Consider the following 17,843-nt stretch of genomic DNA (forward strand, 5'->3'; position numbering starts at 1 on the left):
ATGTCAGGACCTCATCGCGAGCAGGCTCACTCCTACAGGTTTGCGGCAGGGCTTACTTCTTGTCGCGAATCGAGAAGTTCGCCATGTGTTCCAGGCCCTTGATCAGCGCCGAGTGGTCCCAGTTGCTGCCACCGATGGCCGCACAGGTGCTGAACACTTGCTGGGTGTTGGCGGTGTTCGGCAGGTTGATGTTCAGCTCCTTGGCGCCTTGCAGGGCCAGGTTCAGGTCCTTCTGGTGCAGGCTGATGCGAAAGCCCGGATCGAAGGTGCCTTTGATCATGCGCTCGCCATGTACTTCCAGGATCTTCGAGGACGCGAAACCGCCCATCAGTGCTTCACGCACCTTGGCCGGATCGGCACCGTTTTTCGAAGCGAACAGCAGGGCTTCTGCCACCGCCTGGATGTTCAGGGCCACGATGATCTGGTTGGCCACCTTGGCAGTCTGACCGTCGCCGTTGCCACCGACCAGGGTGATGTTCTTGCCCATGGCCTGGAACAGCGGCAGTGCGCGTTCGAAGGCGTCGGCATCGCCGCCGACCATGATGCTCAGGGTCGCCGCCTTGGCGCCGACCTCACCGCCGGATACCGGGGCGTCGAGGTATTGCGCGCCGTTTTCGTTGATCCTGGCCGCGAAAGCCTTGGTGGCAGTCGGCGAGATCGAACTCATGTCGATCACCACTTTGCCTTTGCCAACACCGGCAGCGATGCCGTCGGCGCGGAACAGCACGTCATCGACCTGCGGGGTATCCGGCACCATGACGATGATGAATTCAGCTTCCTCGGCGACTTGCTTCGGGTTCGCCAGGGCAACGGCACCGCCGGCAATCAGGTCGGCAGGGGCGGCGTCGTGGTGCGCCGACAGGAACAGGCTGTGACCGGCTTTCTGCAGGTTCAATGCCATTGGGTGGCCCATGATGCCGGTGCCGATAAATCCGATTTTAGCCATGAGAAAATCCTCTTGTTTTGTCTTGCCCCCGGTTTGGAACCGATGAGCTTTTTGTGGCGAGGGGGCTTGCCCCCGTTGGGTCGCGCAGCGGCCCCATATGTTTTCACGGTCAGTAGCTTTTACGACTGCTGCGCAGCCGAACAGGGGCAAGCCCCCTTGCCACAAAGGCCCGGGTTCAGTGTCAGATTGCGTTGTGCGACTTCAACCAGCCCAGGCCTGCCTCGGTGGTGGTCAGCGGCTTGTATTCGCAACCGACCCAGCCCTGATAACCGATGCGGTCCAGGTGTTCGAACAGGAAGCGGTAGTTGATTTCACCGGTGCCAGGTTCGTTGCGCCCCGGGTTGTCCGCGAGCTGCACGTGGTTGATCTCGCCCAGGTGCGATTGCAGGGTGCGGGCCAGATCGCCTTCCATGATTTGCATGTGATAGATGTCGTATTGCAGGAACAGGTTGGCGCTGCCGACCTGCTCGCGAATCGACAGGGCTTGCGCCGTGTTGTTCAGGTAGAAGCCTGGAATGTCACGGGTGTTGATCGCTTCCATCACCAGCTTGATACCCGCCGCTTGCAGCTTGTCGGCGGCGTACTTGAGGTTGGCGACGAAGGTTTTCTCCACGGTGGCATCGTCAACGCCCTGCGGACGAATACCGGCCAGGCAGTTGACCTGGGTGTTGCCCAGCACTTGCGCGTAAGCGATGGCCAGGTCGACACCGGCACGGAACTCTTCAACCCGGTCCGGCAGGCACGCGATACCGCGCTCGCCCTTGGCCCAGTCACCGGCGGGCAGGTTGAACAACACTTGGGTCAGACCGTTGGCGTCGAGCTTGGCCTTGATTTCGCCGGAGCTGAAGTCGTACGGGAACAGGTATTCGACACCACTGAAGCCGGCCTTGGCGGCCGCTTCGAAACGGGCAAGAAAGTCCTGTTCGGTGAACAGCATGGACAGGTTGGCTGCGAAACGCGGCATGGTGGTCTCCTGAATATGTATGGTGAGCGGTCCCGGATCCCTGTGGGAGCGAGCTTGCTCGCGATAGCGGCGTGTCAGTCGATATGGATGCTGAATGGCACTACGCAATCGCGAGCAAGCTCGCTCCCACAGGATGCGGGAACGATCCTACAAGTTAATCGAGCAACGAAATCGCAGTCGGTGCGTCGTCGCCGACCAGCGCCAGGTCTTCGAACTCGTTGACGGCGTTGATCTCGGTACCCATGGAAATGTTGGTCACGCGCTCCAGGATGATCTCGACGATCACCGGCACCTTGAACTCTTCGATCAGCTCCTGGGCCTTGCGCAGGGCAGGCTGGATCTGAGCCGGTTCAAACACACGCAGTGCCTTGCAGCCGAGGCCTTCGGCGACTGCGACGTGGTCCACGCCGTAGCCGTTGAGTTCCGGCGCGTTCAGGTTGTCGAAGGACAGCTGCACGCAGTAGTCCATGTCGAAACCGCGCTGTGCCTGACGGATCAGACCCAGGTACGAGTTGTTCACCACGACGTGGATGTACGGCAGCTTGAACTGCGCACCCACGGCCAGTTCTTCGATCATGAACTGGAAGTCATAGTCCCCCGACAGGGCCACGACTTTGCGGTTCGGATCAGCCTTGACCACGCCCAGCGCTGCCGGAATGGTCCAGCCCAACGGGCCAGCCTGACCGCAGTTGATCCAGTGACGCGGCTTGTAGACGTGCAGGAACTGCGCGCCGGCAATCTGCGACAGACCGATGGTACTGACGTAGCAGGTGTCTTTGCCAAACACCTGGTTCATTTCTTCGTAAACGCGTTGCGGCTTGACCGGCACGTTGTCGAAGTGAGTCTTGCGCTGCAGGCTGGCTTTACGCTGCTGGCAGTCTTGCAGCCAGGCGCTGCGGTTCTTCAGCTTGCCAGCGGCTTGCCATTCGCGAGCGACTTCGATGAACACGGTCAGCGCGGCAGCGGCGTCGGAAACGATGCCCAGGTCCGGGGTGAACACGCGGCCGATCTGGGTCGGTTCGATATCGACGTGAATGAACTTGCGGCCTTCGGTGTACACGTCAACGGAACCGGTGTGGCGGTTGGCCCAACGGTTACCCACGCCCAGAACCACGTCGGATTTCAGCATGGTTGCGTTGCCGTAGCGGTGCGAAGTCTGCAGACCAACCATGCCCACCATCAGCGGGTGATCGTCCGGGATGGTGCCCCAGCCCATCAAGGTCGGGATAACCGGAATACCGGTCAGCTCGGCGAACTCCACCAACAGATCGCTGGCGTCGGCATTGATGATGCCGCCACCGGCCACCAGCAATGGACGCTCGGCCTGATCCAGCATGGCCAAGGCTTTTTCCACCTGAACGCGGGTAGCGCTCGGCTTGGCCAATGGCAGCGGCTGGTAGGCGTCGATGTCGAATTCGATTTCGGCCATCTGCACGTCGAACGGCAGGTCGATCAGCACCGGGCCTGGACGGCCGGAGCGCATTTCATAGAAAGCCTTCTGGAACGCATAAGGCACCTGGCCCGGTTCCATGACGGTGGTCGACCACTTGGTGACTGGCTTGACGATGGTGGTGATATCGACAGCCTGGAAGTCTTCCTTGTGCATACGGGCGCGGGGTGCCTGGCCTGTGATGCAGAGGATTGGAATCGAGTCGGCCGAGGCGCTGTAGAGCCCGGTGACCATGTCGGTACCGGCAGGGCCGGAAGTGCCGATGCACACGCCGATGTTGCCGGCCTTGGTGCGGGTGTAGCCCTCGGCCATGTGCGAGGCGCCTTCAACGTGGCGAGCGAGTACGTGATCGATGCCGCCGACCTTTTGCAGGGCGGAGTACAGCGGGTTGATGGCGGCACCCGGGATGCCGAAAGCGGTATCGACCCCTTCACGGCGCATCACCAGAACGGCGGCTTCGATTGCTCTCATTTTGCTCATGGTTTTGTGCCTCTTTACGTTTTGTAATTGTATACAAGTGGCTTTGCGCAGAGTGTATTCACGGCGGACGGCGCAGGTCAATCCATTTTCTCAAGCGGCCGTTTCATTCGTCTGAAGCCCGTTCTGCTGTGGCTTTTCGTCGCATGTGGCGCTTTTCGAGAATTATTGTATACAAAAAAATAATTCATTGTGTTCTATTTGTTGCATCGGGCTGCCGCGCAGCCCAACGACTTTCCGAAAAACAAAATGAGGACGGCACCATGAGCGCTTTAACCTTGAAAGTCGCAGTCAACCTGGTCAACGAGGCCATCACCGCAGGGCGTGCAATCTCTGCGGCACCCTTGACGATTGCGGTACTGGACGCCGGTGGGCATCTGATCGCCTTGCAACGCGAAGACGGCGCCAGCCTGCTGCGCCCGCACGTCGCCATCGGCAAAGCCTGGGGCGCCATCGCGCTGGGCAAGGGTTCACGCCTGCTGGCGCTGGACGCTCAGCAACGCCCGGCATTTATCGCCGCGCTGAACAGCCTTGGGCAGGGCAGCGTCGTGCCGGCACCGGGTGGTGTGCTGGTTCGCGATCAGGACGGGAATGTACTGGGGGCGGTGGGGATCAGCGGCGATCTGTCGGATGTCGACGAGCAGTGCGCGATCAATGCGATCGAGGCGTTGGGGTTGGTGGCGGATGCTGGGGTGGCGGCTTGATTTGTAGCGCCTGATCTAATGCCATCGCGAGCAGGCTCGCTCCTACAGGGTTTGTGGTCGGACACAAAATTGTCTGAATGCCAGAACCCCTGTAGGAGTGAGCCTGCTCGCGATAGCTATCTACCAGACACATCCAGTCAATAGTGTGCCCCACCCACTTGAATCCACAGAGCTAGCCTTCTCATGACCTGATCATGGGAGGCGATGGAATGCCGGATTTACCTGCCGCAAATCGATTGAGAATCGGCCGCTATGCCGAAACCAGCCGAATTTATCTGTTAACCACCAATACACTTCACAGGACCCCGGGTTTCAAGGATTTCACCTTGGGCAGGCTGGTGGTCGATCAATTTCGAAATGCACAGAATCTAGGCTTTGCGAACTCGTTGGCCTGGGTGGTCATGCCGGATCATTTTCATTGGCTAATTGAGTTGCAGAAGGGGTCTTTGAGTGAGCTGATGCAAAAAACCAAGTCGATGAGTACCAAAGCCGTGAAGCAGTCTACCGGTCGAACTACCGGTCTCTGGCAGAGAGGATTTCATGATCGGGCACTGCGGCGGGAAGAGGATTTGGTGAAGATGGCGCGGTATGTAGTAGCCAACCCGTTGCGGGCTGGACTGGTGGAAAAGCTTGGCGACTATCCGTTGTGGGATGCGATCTGGGTTTGAGCTGAAACCGTGTCGTCTCGATCGCGAGCAGGCTCACTCCTACAGGGGAATGCATTCCAAATGTAGGAGTGAGCCTGCTCGCGATTGGTAGCACCGCTGTCCATCAATCCGCCTCACACCCCTTGAGCACCAACCGGATAATCGTCTGCGCCGCCGCTTCGTAATCTTCTTCATCCAGTCTGGCCTTGCCGGTGATGGCGGTGATCTGCCAGTCGAAGTCGGCGTAGGTCTGGGTCGCGGCCCAGATGCTGAACATCAGGTGGTTAGGGTCGATGGGGGCGATTTGCCCGCGGTCGATCCAGGTCTGGATACACTCGATGTTGTGTTTTGCCTGACCGTTGAGCTGTTCGACCAGATCGGTGCTCAAGTGGGGTGCGCCGTGCATGATTTCGCTGGCGAACACCTTGGACGCGAAAGGCAGGTCGCGGGAGATGCGGATTTTCGAGCGAATGTAGCCGCTGAGCACTTCTCCGGGTTCGCCGTCCGGATTGAACGGTGTCGACGCCTGCAGGATGGGCTCGATGATGCTTTCCAGTACCTCGCGGTAGAGGTTTTCCTTGGATTTGAAGTAGTAGTAGACGTTGGGCTTGGGCAATCCGGCCTTGGCTGCGATGTCGCTGGTTTTGGTCGCAGCGAAGCCTTTGTCGGCGAATTCCTCACTGGCGGCACGCAGGATCAGTTGTTTGTTGCGCTCGCGGATAGTGCTCATAAACCGGGTGATTCCTTGCCTGTTCTGGCGGTTGCGCATGGTATCACCGGCCTCGCGCGACGCTCAAGAATGCACCGCGACGCGTTATGCCGCGCTATGCTGCTGCGCATTCATTGCAGAAGGAAACCCGATTCATGGCAGGAAGCAGTTTGCTGGTGCTGATTGACGACATCGCCACCGTACTCGACGACGTGTCATTGATGACCCAAATGGCCGCCAAGAAAACGGCCGGCGTACTCGGTGACGACCTGGCACTCAATGCACAGCAAGTCAGTGGCGTGCGTGCCGAACGGGAAATTCCGGTGGTCTGGGCGGTCGCCAAGGGTTCGTTCATCAATAAATTGATCCTGGTGCCGTCGGCGCTGGCCATCAGTGCGTTCATTCCGTGGCTGGTCACCCCGTTGTTGATGGTCGGCGGTGCCTATCTGTGCTTCGAAGGTTTCGAAAAACTCGCCCACAAGTTTCTGCACAGCAAGGCCGAAGATCAGGTCGAACATGCTGAACTGGTCGAGGCGGTGGCAGACCCGGCAGTGGATCTGGTGGCGTTCGAAAAGGACAAGATCAAGGGCGCGATCCGCACCGACTTCATTCTCTCGGCGGAAATCATCGCCATCACCCTTGGCACCGTGGCCGGTGCGCCGTTGAGCCAGCAAGTCATCGTGCTGTCGGGGATCGCAATCGTCATGACCATCGGCGTCTATGGCCTGGTGGCGGGTATCGTCAAACTGGATGACCTTGGACTCTGGTTGACTCAAAAGCCCGGGCAGATGGCGAAAAGCATCGGTGGCGCCATTCTGCGTGCTGCGCCGTACATGATGAAGAGCCTGTCGGTGATCGGCACCGCGGCGATGTTCCTGGTGGGTGGCGGCATCCTGACCCACGGTGTGCCGGTGGCGCATCACTGGATCGAAGAGGTGGGTGCCGCGGCGGGTAGCGGCGGATTTATCGTGCCGGTGTTGCTCAATGGTCTGGCGGGGATTGTCGCAGGGGCGGTGGTGTTGGTTGGCGTGATGGCCTTCAGCAAGATCTGGAAATCCCTGAAAGGCTGAAGACAGCACATAACAACTGTGGGAGCGAGCTTGCTCGCGATGAGGTCGTGTCAGTCACCAACAAGGTTGTCTGACACACCGCCATCGCGAGCAAGCTCGCTCCCACAGTGTTTTTTGGGTGCCTTGTTTACTCGGCAATCTGCAACTTGCGCGCTTCGGTATACACGTAACGCACTTTGTCGTACTCGAACGGCGAGTTCGTCTGGCCATAGCGGAAGGTGGTCTGGTAGCGCTTGTCGATGGCGCGCAGGATCAACACTTCCGGATGGTTGGAGCTGACTTCGGCCACGTTCAGGAAGTTGATCGCACTCTCGGCCGAGTAATCCACCACCAGGCCGCCGGTATCACGCAGGTTCGACGGACCGAGGATCGGCAGGACTAAATAAGCGCCGCCCGGCACGCCGTAGAAGCCCAGGGTCTGGCCGAAGTCTTCGCTTTGGCGCGGCAGGCCCATGGCGGTGGCCGGGTCCCACAGGCCGGCGATGCCGATGGTGGTGTTGAGCAGCAGGCGCCCGGTGGTTTCCAGCGAGCGCTGGCCCTTGAGTTGCAGCAGGCTGTTCATCAGATTCGGCACGTCGCCGAGGTTGTTGAAGAAGTTGCTGACGCCGGTGCGCAGGAAGCTCGGGGTGACGTAGCGGTAACCATTGACCACCGGCAGGAACACCCATTGATCGAAGCGGTAGTTGAAGTGATAGACGCGCCGGTTCCACTCTTCCAGCGGATCGTAGACGGTCAGCGCGCTGAGGGTTGAGCGCTCGAACTCACGCTGGTCCAGACCCGGGTTGAATTTGAGTTTGCTCAGCGGTTCCTTGAAACCATCACTGTCGACGACCAGGGGGGCGTTGGCTTTGCTGTTGTCGGCATTGGCGACGCCTGCACAGAGTAACGCTGCGAAAAGCAGGAGGTATTTAGCCACGGAAGAACTCCAGCATGGCGTCGCTGTTGACGCGGTAGTTAATGTTGCCGCAGTGGCCGCCCAGCGGGTAAACGGTCAGGCGATCGCCAAAGGTCCGGCGCAGGAAACCGAGGTCGCCAGGGCCGAGGATCACGTCGTCGGCGTTGTGCATGACGGCGATTTTCGGGCTGTCGTGCAGATAGTCCTTCAGCGCATACAGGCTCACCTGGTCAATCAGTTGCAGCAGGCTGCCGCCGTCGGTACGGGCGCGCCACATCGGAATGACTTGTTCGGTGATGTAGCAGTCGAAGTCGCATTGCAGCGCACGCTTGAGGAATGGCGTGAGGCTGGTGCCCTCGGTGATCGGGAACTTGGGTGGAGTGATCAGGCCGCGACGGTTGACCAGGTCCGAAGTGAAGGCAATGTCGGCCGCCGAAAAGCGGAACGAGGTGCCGATCAGCATGGCCATCTGCTCGTTGGACAGTTGCTGCTTGGACTGCTGGAAGTCGTAGAGCAGGGCGTCGTTGAGGTCGATGTAGCCCTTCTGCTGGAAGTAGCGGGTCAGTTTGTTCAGTACCAGCTCATAGAATGTGGTGCTGTTGTTGATGCCCTTGACCTCGGTCTGGACCAGCTTGTCGAGGTTGGTGATCGAGGTGTAGAGGTTGACCGGCGGGTTGAGCAGCAGGACTTTCTTGAAGTTGAAGCTGCGGCGGGTTTCGTCCAGGTGCGCGACGAAAGCGGCATCCAGTCCACCCAGGCTGTAGCCGGTCAGGTAGTAATCGGTGACTGGCAGTTTCGGGTTTTGTGCCCGCACGGCCTGCATCACCCGGTACAAATCTTCGGCGTCTTCCTTGGACACACCTGGCGTGGCGAAGCGTGATGCGGCGCTCATGAAGTCATAGCTGGTGGGCGATGACAACTGCACCACGTGGTAGCCGGCTTTGTAATAAAGCTTCTTCAGGTATTCGTTCAGCGTGCTGTCATAGCGTGCGCCGGTGCCGGCGATCAGGAAAATCAGTGGTGCGGCGTGATCCTGCGTGGCAATGCGGTAGTCGAGTTTCTTGACCGCCCAGAAATTATCCGGCAATTCGAACGCCCGTTCCGGACGCAAGGTGACGCTGCGCACTGCCTGATCGATGTCATCGTCCAGGGGCAACTCCGGACGCAAGTCCGGCGGCGTGGTCGCGATGGTCGCCTCGAACGGGTTGGTCAGGGGGTAGCCATAACTGGCGGCATCTATATCGACCGCCAGTGCGGACGCACTCAAAATAAGGCCGCCAAACAGGGCGGCGAAGCGCAAGGAACGGAGCATGACTAAATCCCTTAGAAGAAGGTGCCGAATGAATTTCGCAGGCTATGACCATCGGATCTGCGCCAAAGTGCCAACCATCGACAACAAACAGGCCTGATTGCGCAGTAACAATAGCTGGACGATACACGTTGCCGCGATTGAAAGACCAGTTAACAGTTGTTATCGCTTGCGAAACGCTTTCGGGCGATTAAGCTGGCCGCCGTTTTCCGCCAATTGGAGTGTTTCATGTCTCGCCGCCTGCTCGTGATTCTGCTGCTTGTATTGCTGCCTGTATGGCTTGTCGCCAGCTATGGCGCGCGTTATGGCTTCATGGAGGATGCGCAGTGGGTCGGCATTTGCGTGGATGAGGCAAGTCGCTGGGAATGCCAGGTGCGTTCGAACCTGGGGCTGATGATCCACTTCGGGGTGCTGGGTTGGGCTGCGCTGGGTGCGGCAATCATCGGCTTTGTCGTGCCGGGGCGGGCAGGCTGGTGGTTGGCAGCGCTGGCGCTGGTGTTCGGGTTTCCGGCGCTGGCGTTGTACAACACGACGCTGGCGGTGTTTGCGGTGGTGATTGCCGGGTTGCGGTTGGTCAGGGCGTCTCGCGGCGTTTAAAAATCCGTCTCCGCGAGCAAGCCCGCTCCCACAGGATTTTTCAGTGAACACAGAGTTTGTGTACGACAAAGATCCTTGTGGGAGCGGGCTTGCCCGCGAAGAGGCCAGTCAGGTCGCTAAAGAGTTAAACCTTGCGAACCCGCAGGCAACGCCACAACGCGGCCACCATCAACACACTCACCAGCGCCCAGCCCCAGGCCTGCTGATTCTGCAAACCTTCACCAAACAGCTGCGGCGCAATGCCAGCACCTATGATGAAGGTCAGCAACGCAACCTCGCGGCGCGGCACATTCACCGGGCGGCACAGATAAACCAGCGCAGGCACGATGAACGCAACACTCGGGAAGCTGCGATAACGCGGATCGAATACCAGTTCCAGCATCATCACGGCTGCAGCGAAACCTGTCGTCGCAACCAGCCAGCCAGCACGGCGTTCCAGCAAGTTGAAAGCCCGTCCACGCCACCCGTTACGCGGACTAAACGTCAGTGCGGCATGGGCCAGCACCAGCAGGTTCAGCGCGGTCAGCAATCCAACCCATAACCATTCACTGGTAAAGCGCGTGGTCACCCGTGCCAGATCGCCCCATGCGCCAATCGAGCAGGCTGCCAATGCGCCGAGCAGTGGCAGCACCAGCGCCGAGCGCGTCGTACGAACCCGGCCACCGAACAGTAACGTGCCGATGAAGATCAAGCCACCCACCGCCAGCCATTGCGACCAGTAGGGTACGTTTGTCACTGGCCCGGCCAACACGCCCTTGTCCTGGCGATCGGCATCGAACAGCCCCCAGTAACCACCCACTGCACCTTCACTGGCGCGTTTCCATGGCTGGTCGAAGGCTTCGATCAGGTTGTAGTGCCAGCCCCGTTGCTCGGCCATGGCGACAAAACCGCGAATGAACCTGGCTTCGTTGACCCGGCTCGGCAGGGCCGTTTCGCGTTGGCGACCTTCGCTTGGCCAGCCGGTTTCGCCGATCAGTACATCCTTGGGTGCGAACTTGTTGCCAAACACCTGGCGTACTTCCGCCACATGTTGCAGGGCAGCGTCGATGTTCGACGGATCGTCTTCCCAATACGGCAGCAAATGGATGGTCAGGAAGTCTACGGCGGGTGCGATTTCCGGATGCTTGAGCCAGAACTCCCAGACGTCGGCATAGGTGACAGGCTGTTTGACCTGGCTTTTGACCTTGTTGATCAGTTTCGCCAATTGCGCGCCGGTGACTTCCTTGCGCAACAGGGTTTCGTTGCCGACGATCACCGCGCTCACCACATCCGGGTTGGCATTGGCCGAGGCGATCAGCAGGTCGACTTCTTTTTCCGTGTCCACCGGGTTGCTGTTCACCCATGCGCCAATCATCATTTTCAAGCCGTGCTTGCGCGCCAGTTCCGGCAGGGCTTCGAGGCCGGTCATGGAATAGGTGCGGATGCATTCGAAGCTTTTGGACAGCAGCGCGAGGTCGGCATCCATGCGCTCGGGGCGCAGCTTGAAGGGCTGGTCGAACGGCGATTGATCCTTGTCGAACGGTGTGTAGGACGCGCATTGCAGCTTGTGCGTTGCGCTGGCCACGTCCGGCAGGATCACCGGTTTGCCGAGGCCGTACCAGAAGCCGCCCAGGGCAAACAGCCCGAGCAGGCAAGCGAATAGATAAGCTGCAAAAGGGAAGCGGGATGTCGCGGACATGGAAAGGCCGTGTGGGAGCAAAGCCGCGCATGTTACCTGCATTTACCGCGTGCTTGGTGGCCCGCATGATTTTGACATGCAATGTTCGGGCGTAGTCTGCGGTGCGTTGGTCGCGCTCAGGATTAATGGCGTTCTGATGTCGTTTCTCGTTGCCTCGATGTCGCTGGCAGAGCAGGTCGCCAAGGGCGTCAGGTTGATCATCGAAGGCGTCAGTACTCCGCTGATGTTCGAACGAGTTTGCGGTTAGGCGTGATGGGGGCGCTGTGCACCATAACAATACGTTTAAGCGACTCGGCATCCGTCGAGTGCAGCACTTTCGGGGAAGTAACGATGAAGATGCGACGACTCTTGGGCGCAGGTGCCGCTTTGGTGCTGGCGATCAGTTCTACCGTGGCCAGTGCCGCTGGGAAGGAAGTGACGATCGGTTATGTCGACGGCTGGTCGGACAGTGTCGCCACGACCAACGTGGCCGCAGAAGTGATCCGGCAGAAGCTCGGTTATGACGTGAAGCTGCAAGCTGTCGCCACCGGGATCATGTGGCAAGGCGTGGCCACCGGCAAGCTCGACGCCATGCTGTCGGCCTGGCTGCCGGTGACCCACGGCGATTACTGGACGAAGAACAAGGATCAGGTCGTCGATTACGGCCCGAACTTCAAGGACGCGAAAATCGGCCTGATCGTGCCGGAATACGTCAAGGCCAAGTCCATTGACGACCTCAAGACCGACGACACCTTCAAGAACCGCATTGTCGGCATCGACGCCGGTTCGGGCGTGATGCTCAAGACCGATCAGGCGATCAAGGACTACGGCTTGAACGGTTATCAACTCAAGGCCAGTTCCGGCGCCGGCATGATCGCCGAGCTGACCCGTGCCGAGAAGAAAAATGAATCCATCGCGGTGACCGGCTGGGTGCCGCACTGGATGTTCGCCAAGTGGAAACTGCGCTTCCTTGAAGATCCGAAAGGCGTGTACGGCGCGGCTGAAACCGTGAACAGCATCGGCAGCAAAGGCCTGGAGGCCAAGGCGCCGGAAGTGGCCAAGTTCCTGAAGAACTTCCAGTGGGCATCCAAGGATGAAATCGGCCAGGTGATGCTGGCGATCCAGGACGGTGCCAAGCCTGAAGCGGCGGCGAAGGATTGGGTCGCCAAACACCCTGAGCGTGTGGCTGACTGGACTAAATAATAGCAAAGAGCACGCTTGACCCTGTGGGAGCGAGCCTGCTCGCGAAGCGGTCTGTCGGTTGACTGATATGTCGACTGGCATGACGCCTTCGCGAGCAGGCTCGCTCCCACAGTTGTTTTGTACATGCCGGAAATTGGCGAATCCGTCATGGCGTTCTAAGACTAAGGTCGTCTGGAACCTGCCCCGCAGCCGCATAGAGTGGATACCGTTCCAACTTAATCTGTGCTGCGAGGATAAAAACAATGAACGACAGCATTTACCTCTCGATTCAAAACAGCCCGCGCTTCAAGGAGCTGGTTAGCAAGAGGGAACGATTCGCCTGGATTCTTTCGGCGATCATGCTAGGGCTTTACTCTGCCTTCATCCTTTTAATTGCTTACGGGCCGCAAGTGCTGGGGACGAAAATCAGTCCCGAGTCTTCGATTACCTGGGGCATACCGATCGGCGTCGGGCTGATTGTTTCCGCCTTCGTCCTGACCGCTATCTACGTACGACGTGCCAATGGCGAGTTTGACGACCTGAACAATGCGATTCTCAAGGAGGCTCAGCAATGATCCGGCGTCTACTGGCTCTATTGAGCGTCGCAGCTTTTGCACCGGGCGCCTGGGCGGCTGAAGCCCTGACCGGTGAAGTGCAAAAACAACCTCTCAACGTCGCCGCGATCCTGATGTTTGTCGTGTTCGTGGGTGCAACCCTGTGCATTACTTACTGGGCCTCCAAGCGCAACAAGTCGGCGGCCGACTACTACGCGGCGGGTGGCAAGATCACCGGGTTCCAGAATGGTCTGGCGATTGCCGGCGACTATATGTCGGCCGCTTCGTTCCTGGGGATTTCCGCGCTGGTGTTCGCTTCCGGCTATGACGGACTGATCTATTCGATCGGCTTCCTGGTGGGTTGGCCGATCATTCTGTTCCTGATCGCCGAGCGTCTGCGTAACCTGGGCAAGTACACCTTTGCCGACGTGGCGTCCTACCGCCTGGGGCAAACCCAGATCCGCACACTGTCGGCCTGCGGTTCGCTGGTGGTGGTGGCGTTCTACCTGATCGCCCAGATGGTCGGTGCCGGCAAGCTGATCCAGCTGCTGTTCGGTCTCGACTATCACGTCGCGGTGATCCTGGTGGGCGTGCTGATGTGCCTTTACGTGTTGTTCGGCGGCATGCTGGCAACCACCTGGGTGCAAATCATCAAGGCTGTCCTGCTGCTGTCCGGTGCTTCCTTCATGGCACTGATGGTGATGAAACACGTCAACTTCGACTTCAGCCTGCTGTTTTCCGAAGCGATCAAGGTTCACCCTAAGGGTGAAGCGATCATGAGCCCTGGTGGCCTGGTGAAAGATCCGGTCTCGGCGTTCTCCCTCGGCCTGGCATTGATGTTCGGTACCGCAGGCCTGCCGCACATCCTGATGCGCTTCTTCACCGTGAGTGACGCAAAGGAAGCCCGCAAGAGCGTGCTGTACGCAACCGGCTTCATTGGTTACTTCTACATCCTGACCTTCATCATCGGCTTCGGCGCGATTCTGCTGGTCAGTACCAACCCGGCCTTCAAAGACGCGGCCGGCGCGTTGCTCGGTGGCAACAACATGGCGGCGGTGCACCTGGCCAACGCAGTCGGTGGCAGCATTTTCCTGGGCTTCATCTCGGCTGTGGCGTTCGCGACCATTCTGGCGGTGGTTGCCGGTCTGACCCTGGCCGGTGCGTCGGCGGTGTCTCACGACCTGTATGCCAGCGTGATCAAGAAGGGCAAGGCCAACGAGAAGGATGAGATTCGTATTTCGAAGATCACCACCGTTGCTCTGGGTGTGTTGGCCATCATCCTGGGCATTCTGTTCGAAAGCCAGAACATCGCGTTCATGGTCGGCCTGGCGTTCTCCATCGCGGCGAGCTGCAACTTCCCGGTACTGCTGCTTTCCATGTACTGGAAAAAGCTGACCACACGTGGTGCGATGATCGGCGGCTGGTTGGGGCTGATCAGTGCCGTGGGCCTGATGGTGCTTGGTCCGACCATTTGGGTGCAGATACTGCATCACGAGAAGGCCATCTTCCCGTATGAGTACCCGGCGCTGTTCTCGATGATGATTGCCTTTGTCGGGATCTGGTTCTTCTCGATTACCGACAAGTCGACTGCGGCTGACAATGAGCGGGCGCTGTTCTTCCCGCAGTTTGTTCGTTCGCAGACTGGTCTGGGGGCGAGTGGGGCGGTTTCGCACTAAGGCTTGATGCTTTTATATAGCTGGCGATGTTTTATGAAGTGCTCCGGTCGAGAGATCGGGGCACTTTTTTATTGTGCGTTAATCGACCTGAATTTTGCGGATTTACCCGATTTACTGTGGGAGCGGGCTTGCTCGCGATGGCGGTCTGCCAGTCAGCATCGATGTGGGATGTACTGGCCTCATCGCGAGCAAGCTCGCTCCCACAGGTTTGGTGCTGTTCGAATACTTTGTGTTCGACGCAAATACTGTAGGAGCGATCCTGTTCGCGATAACGGCCTGCCAGTCGACCGAAATTTTGCAGAAAACCTACCCGGCAACCAGGCCGGCCGGTAGGCCGCCTCGGGTTAGCCGCGTACGGCCATGGATGGCCGATCGCGGCGGGCCTACGGAGCAGGACCGGAGCGAGGCACCGAACGTCAGGGGCAAAAGCGCTTGGTTACTTGGCGCTTTTCCAAGTGACCCGCCGTAAGGGCGGAACCAATGGCGGCCATAACCGCAGGAATGGATATGTACACCAGCAAAAAACCGCACAAACAAAAACGGCCTCCTGCTCTTTATATAAAAAGCAGAGGCCGTTCCCGGTACAACTCAACACGCTACAACAAGACAACTCTTACTTGCGGTCTTCCAGCTTGGTGATGTCACGCGACTCGTAGCCGGTGTACAGCTGGCGCGGACGGCCGATCTTGTACGGGCTGGAGAGCATTTCTTTCCAGTGGGAGATCCAGCCGACGGTCCGCGCCAGGGCGAAGATCACGGTGAACATGCTGGTTGGAATGCCGATCGCCTTGAGGATGATCCCCGAGTAGAAGTCGACGTTCGGGTACAGCGAGCGTTCGATGAAGTACGGGTCGGTCAGGGCGATCTCTTCCAGGCGCATGGCCAGTTCGAGTTGCGGATCGTTCTGGATGCCCAGCTCCTTCAACACTTCGTCGCAGGTCTGCTTCATGACGGTGGCGCGCGGGTCGCGGTTTTTGTAAACGCGGTGACCGAAGCCCATCAGTTTGAACGGATCGTTCTTGTCCTTGGCCTTGGCGATGAACTTGTCGATGTTCGAAACATCGCCGATTTCATCGAGCATGGTCAGTACGGCTTCGTTTGCACCGCCGTGGGCAGGGCCCCACAGTGCAGCGATACCGGCGGCGATACAGGCGAACGGGTTGGCACCCGAAGAACCCGCCAGACGCACGGTGGACGTCGAGGCGTTCTGCTCGTGGTCGGCATGGAGGATGAAGATCCGGTCCATGGCCTTGGCGAGCACCGGGCTGATCGGTTTGATCTCGCACGGGGTGTTGAACATCATGTGCAGGAAGTTTTCCGCATACGACAGGTCGTTGCGCGGGTACATCATGGGTTGGCCCATGGAGTACTTGTAAACCATCGCTGCCAGGGTCGGCATCTTGGCAACCAGGCGGATCGCGGAGATTTCGCGATGCTGCGGGTTATTGATGTCCAGGGAGTCGTGGTAGAAGGCCGAGAGGGCGCCGACTACGCCGCACATGACGGCCATCGGGTGGGCGTCGCGACGGAAGCCATTGAAGAAGGTCTTCAACTGCTCGTGAACCATGGTGTGGTTCTTTACGGTGCTGACGAACTGGGCCTTCTGTTCTGCGGTCGGCAGTTCGCCGTTGAGCAGCAGATAGCAGGTTTCCAGATAGTCCGACTTTTCAGCCAGCTGTTCGATCGGGTAGCCGCGGTGCAGCAGGATGCCATTGTCGCCGTCGATATAGGTGATCTTCGACTCGCACGAGGCGGTCGACATGAAGCCTGGGTCAAAGGTGAAACGGCCCGTGGCCGTCAGGCCCCGAACATCGATAACATCGGGACCAACGGTGCCGGTTAAAATGGGCAGCTCGACGGGGGCTGCGCCCTCGATGATCAACTGCGCTTTTTTGTCAGCCATGTGGCCTCCTATTTATGCTTGAAATCATCAGACAGACCCCCCACGCAGGGCCCGCACCACTATAGTGAGATAAATTCGAATGTCAATTTGCCTAAAGTCTTGCTCCAGAAGGCTTTAACCGGACTTTTTCCTCGAAATTGACTGCCATTTACGCCTTTTATGGCAGTTGCGCAATCAGCTGTTTGGGTTAGGTGTTTGCGTTGTCATTAGTAGCCTAACTGTCTATACTCGGCCACCGACCGCCAAGGGCTTTTGGGCCTGCTTTATTGGGGGTCGCATCCCTGGGTGGTGGTTACCTGACCAGTGCACTCCCCAACAACTTTGCCCTGATTGTTAGGGGCTCTTCAGTGTGAAAAAAAAGCCGTGAAAAGCCAACGACCTGTAAACCTAGACCTAAGGACCATCAAACTCCCCATCACCGGCGTTACGTCGTTTCTTCACCGTGTTTCCGGCATCATCCTCTTCCTGGGCCTTGGCTTCATGCTTTATGCATTGGGCAAATCCCTGGGTTCCGAGGAAGGTTTTGCCGACGTGAAGGCAACCTTGACCAGCCCGCTGGCCAAGTTCGTAGCATGGGGCCTCCTGTCCGCTCTTCTTTATCACCTGGTAGCCGGTGTGCGCCACTTGATTATGGATATGGGCATCGGTGAGACGCTGGAAGGCGGCCGCCTGGGCTCGAAAATTATCATCGCCGTTTCCGTGGTGCTGATCGTTCTGGCAGGAGTTTGGATATGGTAACCAGCGTTACGAACCTTTCGCGTTCCGGTCTTTACGACTGGATGGCGCAACGTGTGTCTGCGGTCGTTCTCGCGGCTTATTTCATCTTCCTGATCGGATACCTCGCGGTGAATCCGGGCATTGGCTATGAGCAATGGCACGGCCTGTTCGCTCACAACGGGATGCGTATTTTCAGTCTGCTGGCCCTGGTGGCCCTGGGCGCTCACGCCTGGGTCGGCATGTGGACCATCGCGACCGACTACCTGACGCCGATGGCGCTGGGCAAGTCCGCGACTGCAGTGCGTTTCCTTTTCCAGGCAGTATGCGGCGTCGCGATGTTCGCTTACTTCGTCTGGGGTGTGCAGATTCTCTGGGGTATCTGATTC

At 58.8% G+C, this 17,843-nt stretch carries 17 protein-coding genes; 9 read left to right on the forward strand and 8 right to left on the reverse strand.

Annotated elements, in window-relative coordinates:
• Positions 1-52: 52 nt before the first annotated feature.
• The 3 genes from ACM6IK_RS06430 to gcl form a co-directional block, all read right to left on the reverse strand.
• Positions 53-946 (reverse strand): 2-hydroxy-3-oxopropionate reductase, encoded by an 894-nt coding sequence (locus ACM6IK_RS06430; RefSeq protein WP_414873625.1) that lies wholly within the window; start codon positions 944-946, stop codon positions 53-55.
• Positions 947-1,127: 181 nt separating this feature from the next.
• On the reverse strand, positions 1,128-1,910 hold the full coding sequence (gene hyi, locus ACM6IK_RS06435; RefSeq protein ID WP_414873626.1) for a hydroxypyruvate isomerase: 783 nt from the start codon (positions 1,908-1,910) through the stop codon (positions 1,128-1,130).
• Between the two features lie 154 nt (positions 1,911-2,064).
• Positions 2,065-3,840, reverse strand: a complete 1,776-nt coding sequence (gcl, locus tag ACM6IK_RS06440; RefSeq protein ID WP_108218690.1) for a glyoxylate carboligase — start codon at positions 3,838-3,840, stop codon at positions 2,065-2,067.
• Positions 3,841-4,100: 260 nt separating this feature from the next.
• On the opposite strand from gcl, the gene ACM6IK_RS06445 reads away from it, so the two are divergent.
• Together ACM6IK_RS06445 and ACM6IK_RS06450 are read left to right on the forward strand one after the other, a co-directional pair.
• Positions 4,101-4,541, forward strand: a complete 441-nt coding sequence (locus ACM6IK_RS06445; protein ID WP_046037662.1) for a GlcG/HbpS family heme-binding protein — start codon at positions 4,101-4,103, stop codon at positions 4,539-4,541.
• 209 nt (positions 4,542-4,750) lie between these two features.
• Positions 4,751-5,209 carry an REP-associated tyrosine transposase gene (locus tag ACM6IK_RS06450; protein ID WP_414873627.1) on the forward strand — a complete coding sequence of 153 codons (459 nt, stop codon included), beginning with the start codon at positions 4,751-4,753 and terminating at the stop codon, positions 5,207-5,209.
• A gap of 103 nt (positions 5,210-5,312) precedes the next feature.
• Here ACM6IK_RS06450 and ACM6IK_RS06455 read toward each other — a convergent pair whose 3' ends face one another.
• Entirely contained in the window at positions 5,313-5,918 is a 606-nt protein-coding gene (locus ACM6IK_RS06455) for a TetR/AcrR family transcriptional regulator (RefSeq protein WP_414873628.1), read from the reverse strand.
• Between the two features lie 134 nt (positions 5,919-6,052).
• Between ACM6IK_RS06455 and ACM6IK_RS06460 the strand changes: the two genes are divergently transcribed.
• Positions 6,053-6,967, forward strand: coding sequence for a DUF808 domain-containing protein (locus tag ACM6IK_RS06460; protein ID WP_414873629.1), 915 nt, complete (start codon positions 6,053-6,055; stop codon positions 6,965-6,967).
• A gap of 127 nt (positions 6,968-7,094) precedes the next feature.
• Here ACM6IK_RS06460 and ACM6IK_RS06465 read toward each other — a convergent pair whose 3' ends face one another.
• Positions 7,095-7,883, reverse strand: coding sequence for a VacJ family lipoprotein (locus ACM6IK_RS06465; protein ID WP_414873630.1), 789 nt, complete (start codon positions 7,881-7,883; stop codon positions 7,095-7,097).
• Positions 7,876-9,174, reverse strand: a complete 1,299-nt coding sequence (locus ACM6IK_RS06470) for a serine/threonine protein kinase (RefSeq protein WP_414873631.1) — start codon at positions 9,172-9,174, stop codon at positions 7,876-7,878. The genes ACM6IK_RS06465 and ACM6IK_RS06470 overlap by 8 nt, the downstream gene beginning before the upstream one ends.
• Before the next feature lie 225 nt (positions 9,175-9,399).
• Here ACM6IK_RS06470 and ACM6IK_RS06475 point away from each other — a divergent pair, with 225 nt between their 5' ends.
• Positions 9,400-9,768: a hypothetical protein gene (locus tag ACM6IK_RS06475; RefSeq protein WP_414873632.1), complete on the forward strand. Its 369-nt coding sequence runs from the start codon at positions 9,400-9,402 to the stop codon at positions 9,766-9,768.
• A gap of 124 nt (positions 9,769-9,892) precedes the next feature.
• Here ACM6IK_RS06475 and ACM6IK_RS06480 read toward each other — a convergent pair whose 3' ends face one another.
• Complete coding sequence (locus ACM6IK_RS06480) at positions 9,893-11,488, reverse strand: glycosyl hydrolase family 17 protein (RefSeq protein WP_414873633.1); 1,596 nt, start codon at positions 11,486-11,488, stop codon at positions 9,893-9,895.
• A 288-nt stretch (positions 11,489-11,776) separates the two neighbouring features.
• Between ACM6IK_RS06480 and ACM6IK_RS06485 the strand changes: the two genes are divergently transcribed.
• The 3 genes from ACM6IK_RS06485 (at position 11,777) to ACM6IK_RS06495 (ending at position 14,837) form a co-directional block, all read left to right on the forward strand.
• Positions 11,777-12,628 (forward strand): glycine betaine ABC transporter substrate-binding protein, encoded by an 852-nt coding sequence (locus ACM6IK_RS06485; RefSeq protein ID WP_414873634.1) that lies wholly within the window; start codon positions 11,777-11,779, stop codon positions 12,626-12,628.
• A gap of 242 nt (positions 12,629-12,870) precedes the next feature.
• Positions 12,871-13,182 carry a DUF485 domain-containing protein gene (locus ACM6IK_RS06490; protein ID WP_414873635.1) on the forward strand — a complete coding sequence of 104 codons (312 nt, stop codon included), beginning with the start codon at positions 12,871-12,873 and terminating at the stop codon, positions 13,180-13,182.
• Positions 13,179-14,837: a cation acetate symporter gene (locus ACM6IK_RS06495; RefSeq protein WP_414873636.1), complete on the forward strand. Its 1,659-nt coding sequence runs from the start codon at positions 13,179-13,181 to the stop codon at positions 14,835-14,837. The genes ACM6IK_RS06490 and ACM6IK_RS06495 overlap by 4 nt, the downstream gene beginning before the upstream one ends.
• 613 nt (positions 14,838-15,450) lie before the next feature.
• Here the strand turns inward: ACM6IK_RS06495 and gltA are convergent.
• On the reverse strand, positions 15,451-16,740 hold the full coding sequence (gene gltA / locus ACM6IK_RS06500) for a citrate synthase (RefSeq protein WP_007977501.1): 1,290 nt from the start codon (positions 16,738-16,740) through the stop codon (positions 15,451-15,453).
• A 363-nt stretch (positions 16,741-17,103) separates the two neighbouring features.
• Between gltA and sdhC the strand changes: the two genes are divergently transcribed.
• Together sdhC and sdhD are read left to right on the forward strand one after the other, a co-directional pair.
• Positions 17,104-17,478: a succinate dehydrogenase, cytochrome b556 subunit gene (gene sdhC / locus ACM6IK_RS06505; RefSeq protein ID WP_033052382.1), complete on the forward strand. Its 375-nt coding sequence runs from the start codon at positions 17,104-17,106 to the stop codon at positions 17,476-17,478.
• The gene (sdhD, locus tag ACM6IK_RS06510) at positions 17,472-17,840 is read left to right on the forward strand and encodes a succinate dehydrogenase, hydrophobic membrane anchor protein (RefSeq protein WP_095139417.1); all 369 of its coding nucleotides are present in this window, start codon (positions 17,472-17,474) and stop codon (positions 17,838-17,840) included. Before sdhC ends, sdhD begins: the two co-directional genes overlap by 7 nt.
• Positions 17,841-17,843 lie beyond the last annotated feature (3 nt).

This window comes from Pseudomonas sp. IT-196MI5, assembly GCF_949767415.1.
Lineage (GTDB): Bacteria > Pseudomonadota > Gammaproteobacteria > Pseudomonadales > Pseudomonadaceae > Aquipseudomonas.